Genomic DNA, 16,508 nt, shown 5'->3' with positions numbered 1-16,508 from the left:
ATAGTTACTGCGTTTTTTCTTGGATTTGAACTTTGACGGCATCCTGGGAGACGGTGACCAGATAGCGCACGGGCTTCAGGCGTTCAGTCTCACCCAGACCCCACCAGCGCCGGCGCATCTCCACCGAATTGGGTGCCGGCGCAGTGGCGCGCCAAGTGCTTTTCTCCAGGTCACGATAGCCCGCGAAGAATGCAAAGGCACGGACCTCGGCACTTCCTTTTCGCTCAAAGACGCGCCGCTCCCCTGGGACCACCAGAAACTCTTCACGGCGCACGAAGTCGCTTGCCAACTGCGCTTCGTCTTTTTCTTGAAGGTCCAGAAAACTGGCTTTGTCGAACGCAGCGGTGGCACGCAATTCGTACATTCGAAGCAAGATGGGCTTGGGAGCGCCATGCACATCGGGATTGAGCTTGGCGTCGGCAACCACTTCGAACACGGCTGGAGGAACGGCCGTAGGGGCTTCCTGAGGACGGTTCATCGAACTGATGACTCCGCACCCAGCGAGACCCAATACGCCAACACCCACGGCCCCTCCGAGCAAAGCACGGCGCAATCCATAAACCCGATCAAGCATCGTCGATTCCTTTGTTGGTAGAACTGGTTTCACAGCCCGTCTTCACTGGGTGACACCCAAATGGCGAATGCGCTGAAGTTGTCCTGGTGCGGCTTACCCTGCGCGCGCAGCGTGGTCTCCATGTGCTCCAGCCAATCTTCCGGGTTCTGGCTGAGCCGCAGTGCCTCTTCCATATCGTCTTCATGAATGCCTTCCCAAAGTCCATCCGAACACAGCAGGAAGGCATCTCCCGCCACCAGATCGACGGCTTTGGAAAGCACGGTAGGAGGAATCTGCGATTCGGCCCCGACAGCGCCCGCAAGAACGCTTCGATTGGGAAGGTCCCGGGGGTCCTCGTTGCGATAGACCCCCGCATGCAGCAGTTGCTGCACTACGCTGTGGTCTTCCGTCATGCGATGCACTCGCTGGTCCCTGAACCAATACAGCCGTGAATCGCCCCAATGCGCCCAGAGCGCCCGACCCTTGGCCAAGTCCAGGCACAGCAGGACCACCGTGGCACTCATGTGCCTGCGGGAAACCGACAACGGTTGCTCCACCGCGACCGTATGCTCGGCCAGCGAAATCAACGAGGCCAGGCCTGCGGGGGCGAACAGCGGGTTGTGGCGAAACCCATCAAGGACCGCGTTGACCGTCAGCCGCGCAGCCAATCCGCCGTGACCGTGGCCACCAGCCCCATCAGCCAATGCGCAACAAAACCCGCGGCCTCCTACATCCACCATTCCCAGGAAATCGTCGTTGGTCGCGCGCGAGCCCCTGTCCGAGAGCGACGCTGCGGTGAGACGGAACCGGTACTGATCGCCAACAACATGTGCAATCACAACTTGGCCTTTGCAGCGGCTTCCGCGTTCTCATAGGCTTCCAGAAAAGCCTGGCCAGAGAAGGCGGTGAGATCGTCCTCCGCGTCCCGACGGATGGCATCGAAGTTTTTCTTGTACTCGTCCCACAAAGCCGCCTTGCGGCCGATGGAGGAAACCTTTCCAAGCATCCCGCCAATGGAAGCGGCCTGCTTTTCCAGCTCGACCGGGTCAAAGCGTGCCAGCGCTTCGGCATAGGCCGCCCGAATACCGGCCATCAATGCCAACTGGTGCACACAAAGATCCTGGTAGGCGTCCTTCATGGCCGGAACTGGCTGCATGAACCCCGGAAAATTCTGTCCGATCATCTGCATGATGACGCCATCCGGCGTGGGCAAGAACTTCAAGGGGTTGTTGGCACCGGAGGCGATCACCGTGACGCCCGCGCGGAACTCCCGCTTGATCTCGGAGCGGGCTGCCAGCAAGTCAATGGTTCCCTGCACTGCGACACGGAACGCCTCGCCAAAAGATCGCATGAATTCCGGCGTGAGCGTGGGCTCCAGCTTTTTGGGCAGCACCCCGGCGCCGTCCAGAAAAGCGGTGACCAACGCGCTCAACTCCGCGGGAGGCATGGCCGCCAGGCCTGGCAAGGTAGCCGGTGCAGGAAAGTCGGAAGAAGGCGAAGGCGAGAGTGCAGGTGCAGGTGCAGGTGCAGGTGCAGGCAAATTGGACGGCGGAAGCGGCTCCAAAGGTGCCGCAAAGGACATGATTTCGTCCCGGTGTTGCACTGTCCGATCCTCCAGGAAGGCCGGCGGGACTGCACTTTTTTCCAGGACCGGAGACACCGGCTCGATGGGAGGCAGCCAATCGGAGTCCGCTGCAGGCAATCCACTTCCGAAACTGTCCAGGTTCAGCCCCTCCACCTTGCGAAGGCCTGGCAAAGGCGCTATCACAGGCTCGTTCCGTAACGGTATCGCCAGATCGGGGGGCACGACCTTGGCCTTCGTGGAAGACACCGCCGCATCGACGCTGATGGCCTCGATGCCCAGCGCCCCCACAGGGAGACGCTCGTCTGTACCGCTTCCAGCAGCCGTACTCTTCGGCATGCTGAAAGCCTGCGATAGATCGCATCCAGGCACTGCAAGTGAAGTGTCTTGAAGGGCTGGCGATTCGCGGTCCTGCTGAAACAAACGCAACGGGTCCAACTCGTTGCGGGGATCCAGCGCCTTGGGCAGGCCTGCATGGGCAGGATTGTCCATCTGATGCTCGAATCGTCCGGAAACCGGCAACGCTTTCAGCAACTCGTCATGACGAAGATTGGCGACGTCCGTCAGACTCTTCGTCTGCAAGCCACCGGCCCAGGGGTCGCCCTTTTGCGCCTGCTTCTTCGGGTCCTGTGCAAACAGATCGAAATCGTCCGGGATGACCAGTGCCCGATGCGCAGCTGCCGGCGCGCTCCGAGGCATTGGGGTATCGTCCCATCCGGAAGGCAGCGGCGCAGTGGCAACACCTGCCGTTGGAGATAGGTCTGCCGGCAGCACAGGCACTTGCAAACGGGTGTCCCGGGACGAATCGGAGACCAGAGGCTCGGCTGGCACATCAGGAGGCACCCCGGCAGCGGCCACCTCTTCGTGAGGCATCGCCATGAACGCAGGCACGGTCGGCGGTTCCGCGTCGGAGGATGCCTCGATGGGGTCTGAAACCAGGCCCAGGATGGCAAAAGGATTGCTATTGCCCGCATCAGCCGGGGCTTGCAACTCCTCCAGGAGGTCGCTTGCCAGCGCCTGCGGAGCCGCAGCGGGTGCGGCCTCCAGAGGTGCGACCGGCGCAACATCTGCTTTAACGGCAGGTGCCACTGGAGCAGGCAAGGCCTGCCCCGGCAGCAACGCGTACAAGCGATAAGGGCCGATGACCACTTCATCACCGATCGCCAGCGGCACCTCTTCACCAGAGCGTACCTCCTGTCCGGCTACGGTGATGGAGCGGCGTTCGCAAAGGTTGGCGATGAAAGCCGCCTCGGACTCCATGCGGACCATCGCATGCACGCGGGCCACGCTGGCATCGGAGTCGGGCAGCACCAACTTGTTCTGCCCTCCTCGGCCGATGGTGCCTCCGGCAACGCCGAAAACTGCAGACCAAGTCCGATCTACTGCAAGATCGGCCTGTTGAGCGACTCTGAGTTCGACTTTATCCATGGACGGTGCCTGACTGATCCGCTTTGCTTAAGGGGCTTTTCGATTGCTGCGCTGCTTTGCACGGGCTGCCGCAGCGCGCGCCGCATTGAACTCCCGGCCCCAAACGGGGTGCCCCTTTTCCGCCTCGGTCAGCTGAAAGGTGGGATCCTGTTCGAGCGCCAGATCGAAATGCTGGCGACATTGCCTGAGCCGGCCCATCGCACAGTGGCTGAAGGCGATGAACTTGAGCACTTTCACCTGAGAGGCCAGCGGAAGTTCAGCAGCGCCGATCAAAGGGGTCAACGCAGCAATCGCATCGTCGTAACGACCATCTGCATACACATCCAAGGCACGCGCCAGCGCTTGCTCCTTGGCAGCCACAGGATCCTGCTTGGCAGGTTCAGGCACGGCCGGCTGCTGACTTGCGGCATCCGCTCCCGGCGTTGCCGTGGCCTGAGGGGGCGTCTGGCAGGCAGTCAGCAACAGGCCAAGCATGCACTGGCCAACGATCAAAGGAAATCTGTATTTCATGCTACCTCGCATCAAAATCATGTTCGATGGTGAACGTCTCACCATCGATGACCGTGATCACTTTCTTAACGGTTTCAAAGCCTGGATTAGACAACTCCAGCGAATGGGAGCCAGCCGGCAACTTCAACTGCGTCAATGGAGGACTCACCCCCATCGCCTTGCCATCGACTTGCACGTGCCCCCAGGGCGACAGCCGAATGCGGACATTGAATGCAGCGTCTTTCTCTGCAGTCTTGAACAGCGCGCTGACCGGCACGGAATTCGATGTCTGAGCGGCAGTCATCCGGGATGCGGGAGCCGCAGCTGCAGTGACCGCCTCCGCGGCACGGGCAGTACCCGGGGTTGTCGCAGCGTCTACAGAGGCATCCAGCACCGGTTTACCGCAGCGGGTGGCCCATCGTGCCTGCGAACGGAAATAAGCGCTGCGCCAGGGCGTGTTGTTGAGTTCATAACCATCGATCTTGAACGAGGGGCGTACAGCGAACGCCGCGTCGAATTCCGATTCGCAGCGCTTTCCCTCTCCGTTCGTGCAATAGATGAATGCCAAATACTTATGCGCTGATGCGCGCTCCTGTCCATCCGGCAGGCCGGCGAACAAGGCCGATTGAAACGCGCGCTCGGCGGTCTGAAAATCTTTGGCGTCAAACAACGCAATGCCTTGACCCAGATATTGCCGGCCGGTGTTGACCGGGGCCGTCTCAGACCTGCCGGGTGCGGGTTTTTCGTCGCAATCTGCAGCGGCGTGAAGCAACGGCGCGTGACTCAGCGCCACCAGACAAGCAACGCGTCCAAGCGCAATGAATGGCCTGAAATGCATCATTCGAACTTGTGCGTTAAAACGACCGACTCGCCCTTTTTCACCAACACCATCTGTGTCACGGTGGGCGCAACCGGGTTGGAGATATCGATTCGGTGAAGCCCCTCGGACAAGGTCAACTGGGTCAATGGCGGAGTCGTTCCTGCCGGCACCCTGTCGACCGATACGTTCCCCCATGGCATGACGCGCAAAATAATCTTGCCTTTGTTTTCGGCATCTGCCGTGCGGGTTACCTGCGCAGGTACACGCACGGCCTCCTCAGACGTGGGCAGAGCACTCGGCGCTGCAGGAACCGAAGCCGTCGGCGTCGGCACGGATGCGGGAGGCAGCTTCGCGGGTGCAACATCCGCCACCACCGTGGGTGCCGATGCCGCCATCACAGGAGCCGAAGCCGGGGCCTGCTGCGTTACGGGAACCGAGGCCGGCGCCATGGCCGACGTCAGCGCAGCAATTCGTTCTTCGGCTTCAACACGGTGCACACCATTGGGGAAAAGACTCAAATAAGTCCGCAATGAATCGGGCGTATTGATACGGGCCGCCAGCATCCATTGGTCCGATTCCTGGGCATCCTGGGCCACGGCCGCTGTCTTCGCAGCGTCATCACCACTGGTGATCCACCATGCGCCACCTGCCGCAACAACCAATGCAGCGAAGCCCAATGCAGGGATCAGCCACACGGGGCGCTTGGTTGGCTGGGCATGTGCGGCACCTTGTTGGTTGGCCGCAGGTTTGGTTTTCCGGGACTGCGCTTTCGCAGATGACTCTGCAGAGGGCGATGGCGGCGCATGCACCGGCGCACTGGCAGCCTTGGAGGGCCGAACGTCAGTGGATGGGCGTTGCTGGTGTGCGGTGTCCAAGCCAGACACAACGGGGGCATAAGCCTCGCTGGGCACGGCGCCATGCCGCGCATCGGGGTGAGGAGCGATTGGCGCAACGGCCTCTGCAGGAAGCTGCGGTGCAGCAAATGCCGCTGGAGCCGCAACCGCCGATGGGACGTGGACGGGCGCATCCATTGAAGGATCACTTTCTTCGGCCACACTGAGACCCATCAAACCGGAACTGGGCCATGACAAGGTGACCGTCTTCAACCCCAGGAGGTGCCGCAGATCGCCGATGGATTGCGGGCGGTCCTGGGGTTTGATCGCCAAAGCGTGGTGCACGCCACTGAGGAATCTGGCACTGAACCCCGGACAATTTTCAGGCACGAGGGTGGACACTGGATCGTTGATCATCCGAGCCACCGACGTCGCAGGCGGACGACCGGTGATCGAGAGATAAAGCAACGCGCCCAACTGGTAGATGTCCGTCCAGGCGCCTTGGGGCATGGCGCCGTCATCGACGTACTGTTCGATGGGTGCAAAGCCCGGCTTCAAGACCATGGTCAGGGCCTGGGTCATGTCCCCGATGATTCGCCGCGCTGCGCCGAAATCCAGCAGCACCGGCATGCCGGAAGATTGCAGAAAGATGTTGTCCGGCGCGATGTCCCGGTGATAGCAGTCCGCAGCGTGCAACATCTCCAGCACATCGAGGATGGGGGCGATGATGGTCGACAGCCATTGTTCGTCCATGGCCTTCGGCTGCTGGTTCAAAAACGTCCGGAAAGTCTGGCCTTCGTAATACTGCATGACCATGTAAGCAGTACCGTTCGCCTCAAAGAAGCGATAGACATGCACCAGCGCAGGATGCGAGAACTTCGCCAACAGCCGCGCTTCGTTGATGAAACTGCGCAAACCTGCGTCGAAAGCGCCACGGTGCTGGGAGCGGACGTGGATCTGATTGGACTCCTTTCGGCCCGCCAACGTCGATGGCATGTACTCCTTGATCGCCACGATGCGATCAAGACTCAAGTCTCTGGCCCGGTAGACGATGCCAAAGCCACCCTCTCCAATGACATCGCTCAGTCGGTATTCACCAACCTGGACACCGGGAGCCAGGCAGTTCGCCGAACCACTTATTTCCTTGTGCATGTTTTCACGCTTTTGCGCATCTATGTCGTGGAAGTTGAAGAACGAATCAAGTCAACTCTGAGTGCCCTGCGCACCGAGCCCCAAGGCAGAGATGAAAAGCAGGAGCACTTGCCGCCAAACAGGCCAAGTGGGATTGTGGACGGGGTTCCTGCATGCACGACCCGGACCGAGCCCTGGCGTGCTGCCGCAGCATCATAGAACAGCGATAGGCCCGGGACGCTGTAGACCCCTCAGATCGCAGCATCCGAAACAAGACCCTTTGCCATCACACCCTTTTTTGGAAGTGGCGAGTCTACCTTCACATGCGAGCAACCCGTTACCTATGAAAGCCAATTCAAACCGCAAAACAAATTGTTTCCTCTGTTTCTTTGGGGCGCCAATTAGTCCGAACTTGTATCACCGAAATGACACGCGGCACTCTTATGATCGCCGGCAGATAAACAGATCACGGATCGGCATCGCAAAAGCGGTCCAGAGGGAGATCGCCGCACAGGCATTTATTTTTCCTCTTGCTGCCTTTCTACACAGTGACTGTTTCTTCAGGTCAGCGCGTCCCATCTGTTCACGGGCCCGCAGACTTTTCATTGACTTTGCGTACCAAACATCGCAACTACAGGAGAAGCAATAATGTCAGTCGATATGTTCATGAAGGTCGAAGGCGCCAGCGGTGAGTCGCAAGACTCCAACCACAAGGGCTGGACTGACATCAACTCGTTCACCTGGGGTGCCACCCAGCCGAACTCCATGGCCAGCGGCGGTGGTGCCGGCGCCGGCAAGGTCACCTTCCATGACCTGAACATCGTGGCCGCCATCGACAAGTGCTATCCGGCCGTGCTCAAGCACTGCTCCACCGGCAAGCACTTGGGCCAAGTGGAAATCTCTCTTTGCAAGGCCGGCGGCACGCAAATCGAATTCGGCAAGATCACCCTGACCGACGTGATGGTGACCAGCGTGACCGTCAGCGGCACCGACGGCAGCGACTCTGTCCTGGTGAACTATGCCTTCCAGGCAGCCAAGGTCAAGACCCAGTACTGGGAACAAACCAACCAAGGCGGCAAGGGTGCGGAAAGCCAAATGGGCTTCAACATCAAGGAAAACAAGGAAGCCTAATACGCTTCTTGGCCAACAAAAAAAGCCACATTCGTGTGGCTTTTTTTATGGCTTAATTTTTTCTTCGACGATCCATTATTTGGAGTCGGACCCACCTTGTCGCGGGCTATATCCATCCGCGGCCGACCGGTATAAATTGCTCCCTGAATAAAAGTCAAAGCCGCAAATCGGAACCAAACGCCAGCGGTTCAGATGCCCCCGGCAATGGGACATCCGCTCCATCTGCCATCGAGGAGACGCCAGTTCATTCCCACTCAATCGTCGCGGGCGGCTTGCTGGAGACGTCGTAGATCACTCGATTGATCCCGCGCACCTCATTGATGATCCGTCCGGACACTTTCTTGAGCAACGCGTAAGGCAGCTCTGCCCAATCCGCGGTCATGAAGTCACTGGTTTGCACGGCGCGCAGGGCTACCACGTAGTCGTAAGTGCGCCCATCCCCCATGACACCCACGCTTTTCACGGGCAGGAACACGGTGAAGGCCTGGCTCGTCAACTCGTACCAGCTCTTGCCAGTGCCTGGATCAATGAAGTTGCGCAGTTCCTGAATGAAGATGTCGTCGGCGCGCCGCAGCAAATCGGCGTATTCCTTTTTCACTTCGCCGAGAATGCGCACGCCCAGGCCCGGCCCGGGGAATGGATGGCGGTACACCATTTCAGGCGGCAGCCCGAGGGCGACGCCCAGTTCGCGCACCTCATCCTTGAACAGATCGCGCAGCGGCTCCAGCAGCTTCAAGCCGAGCTGCTCAGGCAAACCGCCGACGTTGTGGTGGCTCTTGATGGTGACGGCCTTCTTGCTCTTGGCGCCGCCCGACTCGATCACATCGGGATAGATCGTGCCTTGCGCGAGGAAGGTGGCACCCTTGTGTCCCTTGTCTCCCGCCTTCAGTTTGGCGGCCTCTTGCTTGAACACCGTCACGAACTCGCCGCCGATGATCTTGCGCTTGGCCTCCGGGTCGTTCACGCCTGCCAGCTTGCCCAGGAACAGATCGCTCGCATCGACACGAATGACATTCGCATGCAGCTTGCCCTGGAACATCTCCATGACCAAGTCGCCTTCGTTCAAACGCAGCAGGCCGTGGTCCACGAAAACGCAGGTCAGCTGATCGCCGATGGCGCGGTGAATCAGCGCCGCCGCCACCGAGGAGTCGACCCCGCCGGACAGCCCCAGGATGACTTCTTCGTCGCCCACCTGGTCGCGGATTTTCTGGACCGCTTCGGAGATGTAGTCCCCCATGATCCAGTCGGGACGCACGCCGCAGATACCGAGCACGAACCGCTCCAGCAGCGCCTTCCCCTGCACGGTATGCGTGACTTCCGGGTGAAACTGCACCGCATAAAACTTGCGCTCTTCATCCGCCATCCCGGCGATGGGGCAGCTCTCGGTGCTGGCCATGAGCTTGAAGCCCGGGGGCAGTTCCGTGACCTTGTCGCCATGGCTCATCCACACATTGAGCATGCCGTGGCCTTCTTCCGTGGTGAAGTCGGCAATGTCGCGCAGCAGCTCCGTGTGGCCCCGTGCACGCACCGCCGCGAAACCGAACTCGCGCTTGTGCCCGCCCTCGACCTTGCCGCCCAGTTGGTGGGCCATGGCCTGCATGCCGTAGCAGATGCCCAGCACGGGAACGCCCAGTTCGAATACGGCTTGCGGGGCCTTGTCGGTGGTGTCCTCGTACACGCTGGCATGGCTGCCAGAGAGGATCACCCCTTTGAGCGAACCATCCTTGGCATATTCGCGTATCCATTCATCCGTGACATCGCAGGGGTGCACTTCGCTGAGCACATGCGCCTCGCGCACTCGTCGCGCGATGAGTTGGGTGACCTGGGAGCCAAAATCGAGGATGAGGATTTTCTGGTGTTGCATGGCAGGCGGCGGGGAGAGGAAAAAACAAAGGCCCGAACACCGCAAGAAGGGTTCGGGCCTGAGGTGGCGACAAGATCAGTCGGCGCGGTAGTTGGGCGCTTCCTTCGTGATCTGCACATCGTGGACATGGCTTTCGCGAATGCCTGCGGTGGTGATCTCGACGAACTCGGCCTTGTTGTTCATTTCTTCGATCGTGGCGCAACCGCAGTAACCCATGGCGGCGCGCACACCGCCCGCCATCTGGAACACGATGGAGACCATCGACCCCTTGTAGGGCACACGGCCTTCGATGCCTTCCGGCACCAGTTTGTCCGCATTGGGGTTGCCTGTGCTGGACTCCTGGAAGTAACGGTCCGCACTGCCCTGCTGCATGGCGCCGATGCTGCCCATCCCGCGGTAGCTTTTATAACTGCGCCCCTGGAACAGGATGACCTCGCCCGGCGCTTCTTCAGTGCCGGCGAACATGCCGCCCATCATCACGGCGCTGGCGCCGGCCGCCAACGCCTTGGCGATATCGCCGGAGTAACGGATGCCGCCATCGGCGATGAGAGGAACGCCCGTGCCCCGGAGCGCCGTGGCCACGTTGTCGATGGCCATGATCTGCGGCACGCCCACACCCGCCACGATGCGGGTCGTACAGATGGAGCCTGGGCCGATACCGACCTTGACACCATCGGCGCCGGCTTCCACCAATGCCAGCGCAGCAGCGCCCGTGGCAATGTTGCCGCCGATCACGTCGATCTGCGGGTAGTTCTGCTTGACCCAGCGCACCCGGTCGATCACGCCCTTGCTGTGGCCGTGGGCCGTGTCCACCACGATGGCATCGACTCCGGCCTTCACCAGCGCTTCCACGCGCTCTTCCGTGCCCTCGCCCACGCCGACAGCCGCGCCGACTCGTAGGCGGCCAGCGGCATCCCGGGCGGCATTGGGAAAGCTGGTTTGCTTGGTGATGTCCTTGACGGTGATCAGGCCCTTGAGCTCGAACGCGTCATTGACCACCAGCAGCCGCTCGAGCTTGTGCTTGTTGAGCAAGGCCTTGGCCGCAGCGGGAGAAGTGCCTTCCTTCTCGTTGACGGTGATGAGCTTGTCGCGCGGCGTCATGATTTCATGCACCTTGACGTCGTAGCGCGTTTCAAAGCGCAGGTCGCGCCCCGTCACGATGCCGACGACCTTGCCACCGTCGCACACCGGAAAACCCGAAATGCCCAGTTGCTCCGACAGTTGCGACACCTGCAGGACGGTGTGCTCGGGCGTGATGACGACGGGATCGCGAACGACACCGGACTCGTACCGCTTGACCTTGGCCACGTGGGCGGCCTGCTCCTGCGGCGTGAGGTTTTTGTGCACGATCCCCATCCCGCCCTCTTGCGCGATGGCAATGGCCAGGCGCGCTTCGGTGACCGTGTCCATGGCGGCGGACACCAGCGGCAGGTTCAGGGAAATATTGCGGGAAAGTCGCGTCGCGAGGGACGTGTCCTTGGGGAGGACCTGGGAGTACGCTGGCACCAGCAACACATCGTCGAAGGTGAGCGCTTTTCCAAGAAGGCGCATGAGAAAGCTCCAAAAAAAGGATTGTACCTGCGGGCCGTGCGTGTGCTCGCGTTGTGGCTTGGCAACCATGGCGCCAAGAGGCTTCGGCCGCTAAACTTGCATCGCATGAAAACCCCCCAGCTTCTTTTGGCCGCCCTCGCCTGCACGTGGGCCATGGGCGCTGCGGCGCAATGGCAGTGGATCGACAAGGACGGCCGCAAGGTCTTCAGCGACCGGCCGCCGCCAACGGAGATTCCGCAAAAGAGCATTCTCAAGCAGCCCGGCGGCAATGCGATCTCGGCCCGCCCGGTTGCCGTGCCGCCTGCGGCGGATGGGGCGTCTGCCGCCATGGCGGCAGCCAGTGCGCCACGCCCCAGCGGGAAAGACAAGGAACTGGAAGAGCGCAAGGCCCAGGCCGACGCGGCAGAGGCCGCCAAGAAGAGGGCTGACGAGGAGCGCCAGGCCAAGCTGCGGGCCGAAAACTGCGAGCGGGCACGGCAATCCAAGGCAGCGATGACATCCGGCCAATTGTTCAGCCAGACCAATGCACAGGGAGAGCGCGTGTTCATGGACGAATCCGCCAAGGCCGCGGAGGCCCGCCGCGCCGACAGTGTGATCGCGTCCGAGTGCGCGCCGCGCTGAGCCGGGCAGAACCCGGCACGGTCACTGGATGACCACCCGCAAGGGCATCTCAAATACCCCCGTGCCCGCCAGCCCTCAATAGCCGGCCTTTGCACCCGGTCGGCGCTGCGCGAACAGGCCGGTGGACCGGGCCCCCTGGCGGGCAAAACGCTCGCGCCGCGCCACCTTGGGGTCCACCACCAAAGGCCGGTACAGCTCCACCCGGTCCCCGTCCTGCAAAACCTGGTCGGGCGCCGCCGCCCTGCCCCATACGCCGCAGGCGCTGTCGCCCGCAGCCAGCCCGCAGGCCTTCAATGCATCGGCCAGGGTGGCCCCCCTGGGCAACGGCAAGACCCGCTCCACGGTCGATCGGGGTGCCGAGGAGTGCACCACCGTCACCGTCAGCCACTCCACCGCCGCCCCAGCAGCGGATGTGTCCGGCCTGTCAGCCATACACCTGCTCGGCGCGCTGGATGAACGCATCCACCATCGTGCCGGCAATGCGATCGAAAACCGGCCCGACCAAGGCCGCCAGCGCCACGCTGTCGAAACCGTAGTTCAGCGTCAACTCGACCTTGCAGGCGCGCTGCGAGCCGTCTCCCACGGGATGGAAAACCCAGTCGCCGTCCAGTTGCGAAAATGGCCCCTTGACCAGGCGCATCTGAACGCGGCGCCCGGCCTCCTGCGTGTTGCGCGTGACGAATGTCTTGCGCAGCCCGCCCAGCGCGATGCCGACCTCGGCCGTCATGCCTTGTGCGTCCTGGTCCAGCACGGCCGCGTGGTCGCACCAGGGCAGAAACTCCGGGTACTTGGCCACATCGGTGACGAGGGCGAACATTTCCTCGGGGCTGTACCAGATCAGGACGGACTTGTTGACGTTTTTCATGGATGAAGCAAGGCGCCATGGGCAAAGGGCCGGATGCCCTACGGAGGGCCTGGAGCGCGTGGGCCTAAAATCTTGGAAGCGAGACGACAACGATTGTAGGGAGGGCTTTCATCTCCCGGTTTGCGCCGCACCTATAACCCATGGCCAAAAAACCCGAAACACAGTCCCGCATCGCCGACAACAAAAAGGCAGCCTACAACTACTTCTTCGAGGAACGCTACGAAGCCGGCATGGTGCTGCATGGCTGGGAGGTCAAGGCACTGCGCGAAGGCAAGGTGCAACTGACCGACGGCTACGTCGTGATCCGCGAAGGCGAGTTGTTCCTGATCGGCTGCCAGATCAACGCCCTCAAGACTGCCTCGACCCACGTCAGCCCCGAGGCGGCGCGCACCAAGAAACTGCTGCTGCACCGGCAGGAGATCGATCGCTTGATCAACAAGGTCGAGCAAAAGGGGTACACGCTGGTGCCGCTCAACCTGCACTGGAAGGATGGCCTGGTGAAGTGCGATTTCGCGCTGGCCAAGGGCAAGGCGGAGCACGACAAGCGCGACACCATCAAGGACCGCGAAGGCAAGCGCGAGGTCGAGCGCGCGATGAAAAGCCGCCACCGGTAATTTTTTCGGCGGCGCAGGGAATAAAAGCGCATCCTTCGGTGTTCATCCAGGTGCAGGGCCGCATTTCGCGTCGCCCGCACCAGATCGACTGGAGACACCCATGATCCGTATCGCTTCCGCCGTGGCCACCGCCGCCTTTGCACTGGCGCTGGCCGGCTGCTCTTCCATGATGACGGCGCCGGCTGGCGTCCAGGCCAAGGACGGCGCACTGACCGGCCCCAACGGCATGACCCTCTACACCTTCGACCGCGATGCGACGGGCAGCGGCAAATCGGTCTGCAACGGCCCCTGCGCCACCAACTGGCCGCCGCTGATGGCCGGCAATGCCACCCCGACCGGCGACTACAGCGTGGTGCGCCGCGATGACGGCAGCAGCCAGCTGGCCTACAAGGGCAAGCCGCTGTACTACTGGGCCAAGGACGCCAAGCCAGGCGATCGCACCGGCGACGGCGTCAACCAGGTCTGGCACACCGCCAAACCCTGATCCGGGACCGGCCCAGCGCCCGCCCCCATGGACCGGATCGTCGAGCACCTGCCCAGCCTGCGCCGCTATGCGCGGGCCCTGACCGGCAATGCCTGGGCCGCGGACGATCTGGTGCAGGACACCCTGGAGCGCGCGTGCCGCAAGTGGCTGCTCTGGCGGTCGGGCAGCGATCTGCGGGCGTGGCTCTTCACCCTGATGCACCACCTGTACCTGAACCAGCAGCGCTCGGCTTCGGCCCTGCCGCTGCTGGACATCGAGGCCGTGCAGGACAGCCTGCAGGCCCCGGCGCCCGCATCGGACGACGCCATCGACCTCGATCGCTGCCTGCAGCGCCTGCCCTCCGACCAGCGCGCGGTGCTGCTGCTGGTCACGCTCGAAGACATGGACTACGCGCAGACGGCCCGCGTGCTGCAGATCCCCGTCGGCACGGTGATGTCGCGCCTGTCCCGCGCGCGGGCACGGCTGCGCGAACTGATGCACGCGCCCGCCGCAGCGCGCCCGGCGCCCGGTGACGCCCCGCCCGCGCTGCGCCGCATGAAGTGAGGACCCCATGGCCTCCCACGACGACCCCCCCATTTCCGAGGACGCATTGCACGCCCTGACCGACGGGCGGCTTTCGGCCGCGCAGGCCGAGGCCCTGCGCGCCCGCCTCGCCCGCGATGCCGAGACCCAGGCCACCGCAGCGGCCTGGCAGGCCCAGCGCGCGCAATTGCAGGCCCTGCACGCCGCCTGGGATGCGGCCCCGGTGCCGGACAGCCTGCGCCGCGCGGCCGGCCGCCTGGAGGCCGTGCGCGAGCGCAAGGCCCGCTGGTGGCGCCTGGGCGGCATGGCCGCCTCGCTGCTCCTCGCCTTCGGCCTGGGCTGGACCGTGCACGGGCAATGGCCCACCGACCACCGCGGCCAGGCCGCCGGCCGCATGGCCGATGCCGCACCTGCCGTCGCCCGCCGATTCGCGCAACAGGCCACCGTGGCGCACGCGGTGTACCAGCCGGAGCAGCGGCACCCCGTGGAGGTGGCCGCCGCACAGCAGGAGCATCTGGTGCAGTGGCTGTCCAAGCGGCTCGGGCGGCCGCTCAGGATTCCCGTGCTGGCGGCCCAGGGGTACGAGCTGGTGGGCGGGCGGCTGCTGCCGGGAGACACGGGCGCGCGGGCCCAGTTCATGTACCAGAACGCCGCCGGAGAGCGCGTCACCCTGTACCTCGGCGCCTTGGCGGCGGGCCAGCCCGGCGCCGCCGACACGGCTTTCCGCTTCGATGCGGACGGCCCGGTGCCCTGCTTTTACTGGATGGATGGCGGCTTCGGCTATGCGCTCAGCGGCGCCCTGCCGCGCGCCGCCCTGCTGGGGCTGGCGACGGCGGTGCATCCGCAGTTGTGATGGCCGCGCTCAGCGCAGCGCGGCCAGCGGGTGGGCATGGGCCGGCCACGGGCTCTCGAAGAACGGTGCCACCATCTCCGGCGTCACGTCCTCGATGCGCGCCGGGCTCCAGCGCGGCGTGTGGTCCTTGTCCACCGCCAGGGCCCGGATGCCTTCGACCGTTTCGCTCTGGCCGGGGCGCAGGAAAAAGCAGTGGCGCACCATGTCGCGCTCCATGCGCAGATCGGCGGCCAGGTCCATGCCGCGGGCGCGGCGGATCTGCTCCAGCACCACGTGCAACATGAGCGGAGAGCGTTTGCGCAAGGTGGCTGCCGTGGTGCGGGCCCAGTCGGTGCCGGCGGCCTCCAGGGCCGCCATGATGGCCTGGACGCTGTCCAACGCGAAATATCGATCGATTTCGGCTGATGCCCTAGTACTCATTGCCTCTTGTGCTACAAATTTAGTAGCAATCGATGCCTGCAACGCCGCTGCGTCGGTGAAGGACTCCGTGCCCAGCGCATCCCAGACCGCCGCCTGCCGATCGGACGGCAGGCATCCGTCGGCCAGGCCCAGCGCCACCGCATCGCCCGCGCCGATGGTGTCCCCCGTCAGGCCCAGCCATTCGCCGGCGTGTCCCGGGCAACGCGACAGGAAGTAGCCGCCCCCCACGTCCGGAAACAGGCCGATGGCCGTCTCGGGCATGGCCATCTTCGTGCGCTCGGTCACGATGCGCAGGCTGGCCCCCTGGCTGATGCCCATGCCGCCGCCCATCACGATGCCGTCCATGAACGCGATGTAGGGCTTGCCGTAGTGGTGGATCAGGTGGTTGAGCGCGTATTCCTCGGTGAAGAAATCCTCCAGCCTCGGATCGCCCTGGCTGCCCGCCTGGTGCAGAAAGCGGATGTCGCCGCCCGCGCAGAAGGCGCCGAACGGGCCTTCCTTGTTGCTGCCGCGAATGGCCACCGCCAGGATGCGCTTGTCGTCCTGCCAGGCCAGCAGGGTCTCCATGAGCGCGCGCACCATGCCCAGCGACAGCGCATTCAGTGCCCGGGGGCGGTTGAGGGTGATGAACCCCACCTGCCCGCGCACCTGGGCCAACACCTCTGCGGCCGCTGCCGTCGTCGTCTCCGTCATCGCTGTTCCTTTTTTCAATCGGTTCACGGTCTGAAAGGCCCGCTCGCATGTTGG

The 16,508-nt window shown here is 63.1% G+C and carries 17 protein-coding genes; 6 read left to right on the top strand and 11 right to left on the bottom strand.

Going from position 1 to position 16,508, the window contains the following annotated elements:
- Window positions 1-4: 4 nt before the first annotated feature.
- The 6 genes from tssJ to R1Z03_RS08460 are packed head-to-tail and all read right to left on the bottom strand — an operon-like array spanning window position 5 to window position 6,857.
- Complete coding sequence (gene tssJ / locus R1Z03_RS08485) at window positions 5-574, bottom strand: type VI secretion system lipoprotein TssJ (RefSeq protein WP_317358671.1); 570 nt, start codon at window positions 572-574, stop codon at window positions 5-7.
- 29 nt (window positions 575-603) lie between these two features.
- Window positions 604-1,392, bottom strand: a complete 789-nt coding sequence (locus tag R1Z03_RS08480; RefSeq protein WP_317358668.1) for a protein phosphatase 2C domain-containing protein — start codon at window positions 1,390-1,392, stop codon at window positions 604-606.
- A complete protein-coding gene (gene tagH, locus R1Z03_RS08475) occupies window positions 1,389-3,563 on the bottom strand; it encodes a type VI secretion system-associated FHA domain protein TagH (RefSeq protein ID WP_317358665.1) in 2,175 nt (724 codons plus the stop codon). Before tagH ends, R1Z03_RS08480 begins: the two co-directional genes overlap by 4 nt.
- Before the next feature lie 27 nt (window positions 3,564-3,590).
- A complete protein-coding gene (locus R1Z03_RS08470) occupies window positions 3,591-4,073 on the bottom strand; it encodes a TssQ family T6SS-associated lipoprotein (RefSeq protein WP_284430787.1) in 483 nt (160 codons plus the stop codon).
- 1 nt (window position 4,074) lies between these two features.
- Window positions 4,075-4,893, bottom strand: coding sequence for a PEGA domain-containing protein (locus tag R1Z03_RS08465; protein WP_317358663.1), 819 nt, complete (start codon window positions 4,891-4,893; stop codon window positions 4,075-4,077).
- Complete coding sequence (locus tag R1Z03_RS08460) at window positions 4,890-6,857, bottom strand: protein kinase (RefSeq protein ID WP_317358660.1); 1,968 nt, start codon at window positions 6,855-6,857, stop codon at window positions 4,890-4,892. Before R1Z03_RS08460 ends, R1Z03_RS08465 begins: the two co-directional genes overlap by 4 nt.
- 627 nt (window positions 6,858-7,484) lie before the next feature.
- Between R1Z03_RS08460 and R1Z03_RS08455 the strand changes: the two genes are divergently transcribed.
- Complete coding sequence (locus R1Z03_RS08455) at window positions 7,485-7,967, top strand: type VI secretion system tube protein Hcp (RefSeq protein WP_284430784.1); 483 nt, start codon at window positions 7,485-7,487, stop codon at window positions 7,965-7,967.
- A 244-nt stretch (window positions 7,968-8,211) separates the two neighbouring features.
- On the opposite strand, the gene guaA is transcribed toward R1Z03_RS08455, so the two are convergent.
- Together guaA and guaB are read right to left on the bottom strand one after the other, a co-directional pair.
- A complete protein-coding gene (guaA, locus tag R1Z03_RS08450) occupies window positions 8,212-9,831 on the bottom strand; it encodes a glutamine-hydrolyzing GMP synthase (RefSeq protein ID WP_317358657.1) in 1,620 nt (539 codons plus the stop codon).
- Between the two features lie 75 nt (window positions 9,832-9,906).
- On the bottom strand, window positions 9,907-11,382 hold the full coding sequence (guaB, locus tag R1Z03_RS08445; protein ID WP_272552260.1) for an IMP dehydrogenase: 1,476 nt from the start codon (window positions 11,380-11,382) through the stop codon (window positions 9,907-9,909).
- A 105-nt stretch (window positions 11,383-11,487) separates the two neighbouring features.
- Between guaB and R1Z03_RS08440 the strand changes: the two genes are divergently transcribed.
- Window positions 11,488-12,003 (top strand): DUF4124 domain-containing protein, encoded by a 516-nt coding sequence (locus R1Z03_RS08440; protein ID WP_284406423.1) that lies wholly within the window; start codon window positions 11,488-11,490, stop codon window positions 12,001-12,003.
- Window positions 12,004-12,078: 75 nt separating this feature from the next.
- Here the strand turns inward: R1Z03_RS08440 and R1Z03_RS08435 are convergent, their stop codons facing one another.
- Together R1Z03_RS08435 and R1Z03_RS08430 are read right to left on the bottom strand one after the other, a co-directional pair.
- Window positions 12,079-12,435 carry an RnfH family protein gene (locus tag R1Z03_RS08435; RefSeq protein WP_317358652.1) on the bottom strand — a complete coding sequence of 119 codons (357 nt, stop codon included), beginning with the start codon at window positions 12,433-12,435 and terminating at the stop codon, window positions 12,079-12,081.
- Window positions 12,428-12,868 (bottom strand): type II toxin-antitoxin system RatA family toxin, encoded by a 441-nt coding sequence (locus R1Z03_RS08430; protein WP_272568720.1) that lies wholly within the window; start codon window positions 12,866-12,868, stop codon window positions 12,428-12,430. The genes R1Z03_RS08435 and R1Z03_RS08430 overlap by 8 nt, the downstream gene beginning before the upstream one ends.
- Window positions 12,869-13,008: 140 nt before the next feature.
- Between R1Z03_RS08430 and smpB the strand changes: the two genes are divergently transcribed.
- From smpB to R1Z03_RS08410, 4 genes are all read left to right on the top strand, one after another.
- Window positions 13,009-13,482: an SsrA-binding protein SmpB gene (gene smpB, locus R1Z03_RS08425; RefSeq protein WP_272568719.1), complete on the top strand. Its 474-nt coding sequence runs from the start codon at window positions 13,009-13,011 to the stop codon at window positions 13,480-13,482.
- A gap of 100 nt (window positions 13,483-13,582) precedes the next feature.
- Window positions 13,583-13,966, top strand: coding sequence for a hypothetical protein (locus R1Z03_RS08420; RefSeq protein ID WP_317358648.1), 384 nt, complete (start codon window positions 13,583-13,585; stop codon window positions 13,964-13,966).
- A gap of 27 nt (window positions 13,967-13,993) precedes the next feature.
- Window positions 13,994-14,509: a sigma-70 family RNA polymerase sigma factor gene (locus R1Z03_RS08415; protein ID WP_284430783.1), complete on the top strand. Its 516-nt coding sequence runs from the start codon at window positions 13,994-13,996 to the stop codon at window positions 14,507-14,509.
- A gap of 7 nt (window positions 14,510-14,516) precedes the next feature.
- The gene (locus R1Z03_RS08410; RefSeq protein ID WP_317358644.1) at window positions 14,517-15,341 is read left to right on the top strand and encodes an anti-sigma factor; all 825 of its coding nucleotides are present in this window, start codon (window positions 14,517-14,519) and stop codon (window positions 15,339-15,341) included.
- A gap of 9 nt (window positions 15,342-15,350) precedes the next feature.
- Here R1Z03_RS08410 and R1Z03_RS08405 read toward each other — a convergent pair whose 3' ends face one another.
- Window positions 15,351-16,454, bottom strand: a complete 1,104-nt coding sequence (locus R1Z03_RS08405; RefSeq protein WP_317358641.1) for an enoyl-CoA hydratase/isomerase family protein — start codon at window positions 16,452-16,454, stop codon at window positions 15,351-15,353.
- Between the last annotated feature and the right edge of the window lie 54 nt (window positions 16,455-16,508).

It is taken from the genome of Acidovorax sp. BLS4 (assembly GCF_032929295.1).
Lineage (GTDB): Bacteria > Pseudomonadota > Gammaproteobacteria > Burkholderiales > Burkholderiaceae_C > Paracidovorax.
This window is presented reverse-complemented; position numbering and strand designations above follow the sequence as displayed.

Coding starts and splice junctions, on each gene's coding strand:
- R1Z03_RS08405 (WP_317358641.1), bottom strand. CDS start 16,454: ATGACGGAGACGACGACGGCAGCGGCCGCAGAGGTGTTGGCCCAGGTG.
- guaB (WP_272552260.1), bottom strand. CDS start 11,382: ATGCGCCTTCTTGGAAAAGCGCTCACCTTCGACGATGTGTTGCTGGTG.
- tagH (WP_317358665.1), bottom strand. CDS start 3,563: ATGGATAAAGTCGAACTCAGAGTCGCTCAACAGGCCGATCTTGCAGTA.
- smpB (WP_272568719.1), top strand. CDS start 13,009: ATGGCCAAAAAACCCGAAACACAGTCCCGCATCGCCGACAACAAAAAG.
- R1Z03_RS08460 (WP_317358660.1), bottom strand. CDS start 6,857: ATGCACAAGGAAATAAGTGGTTCGGCGAACTGCCTGGCTCCCGGTGTC.
- R1Z03_RS08435 (WP_317358652.1), bottom strand. CDS start 12,435: ATGGCTGACAGGCCGGACACATCCGCTGCTGGGGCGGCGGTGGAGTGG.
- R1Z03_RS08415 (WP_284430783.1), top strand. CDS start 13,994: ATGGACCGGATCGTCGAGCACCTGCCCAGCCTGCGCCGCTATGCGCGG.
- R1Z03_RS08465 (WP_317358663.1), bottom strand. CDS start 4,893: ATGATGCATTTCAGGCCATTCATTGCGCTTGGACGCGTTGCTTGTCTG.
- R1Z03_RS08420 (WP_317358648.1), top strand. CDS start 13,583: ATGATCCGTATCGCTTCCGCCGTGGCCACCGCCGCCTTTGCACTGGCG.
- R1Z03_RS08430 (WP_272568720.1), bottom strand. CDS start 12,868: ATGAAAAACGTCAACAAGTCCGTCCTGATCTGGTACAGCCCCGAGGAA.
- R1Z03_RS08440 (WP_284406423.1), top strand. CDS start 11,488: ATGAAAACCCCCCAGCTTCTTTTGGCCGCCCTCGCCTGCACGTGGGCC.
- R1Z03_RS08470 (WP_284430787.1), bottom strand. CDS start 4,073: ATGAAATACAGATTTCCTTTGATCGTTGGCCAGTGCATGCTTGGCCTG.
- tssJ (WP_317358671.1), bottom strand. CDS start 574: ATGCTTGATCGGGTTTATGGATTGCGCCGTGCTTTGCTCGGAGGGGCC.
- R1Z03_RS08455 (WP_284430784.1), top strand. CDS start 7,485: ATGTCAGTCGATATGTTCATGAAGGTCGAAGGCGCCAGCGGTGAGTCG.
- R1Z03_RS08410 (WP_317358644.1), top strand. CDS start 14,517: ATGGCCTCCCACGACGACCCCCCCATTTCCGAGGACGCATTGCACGCC.
- guaA (WP_317358657.1), bottom strand. CDS start 9,831: ATGCAACACCAGAAAATCCTCATCCTCGATTTTGGCTCCCAGGTCACC.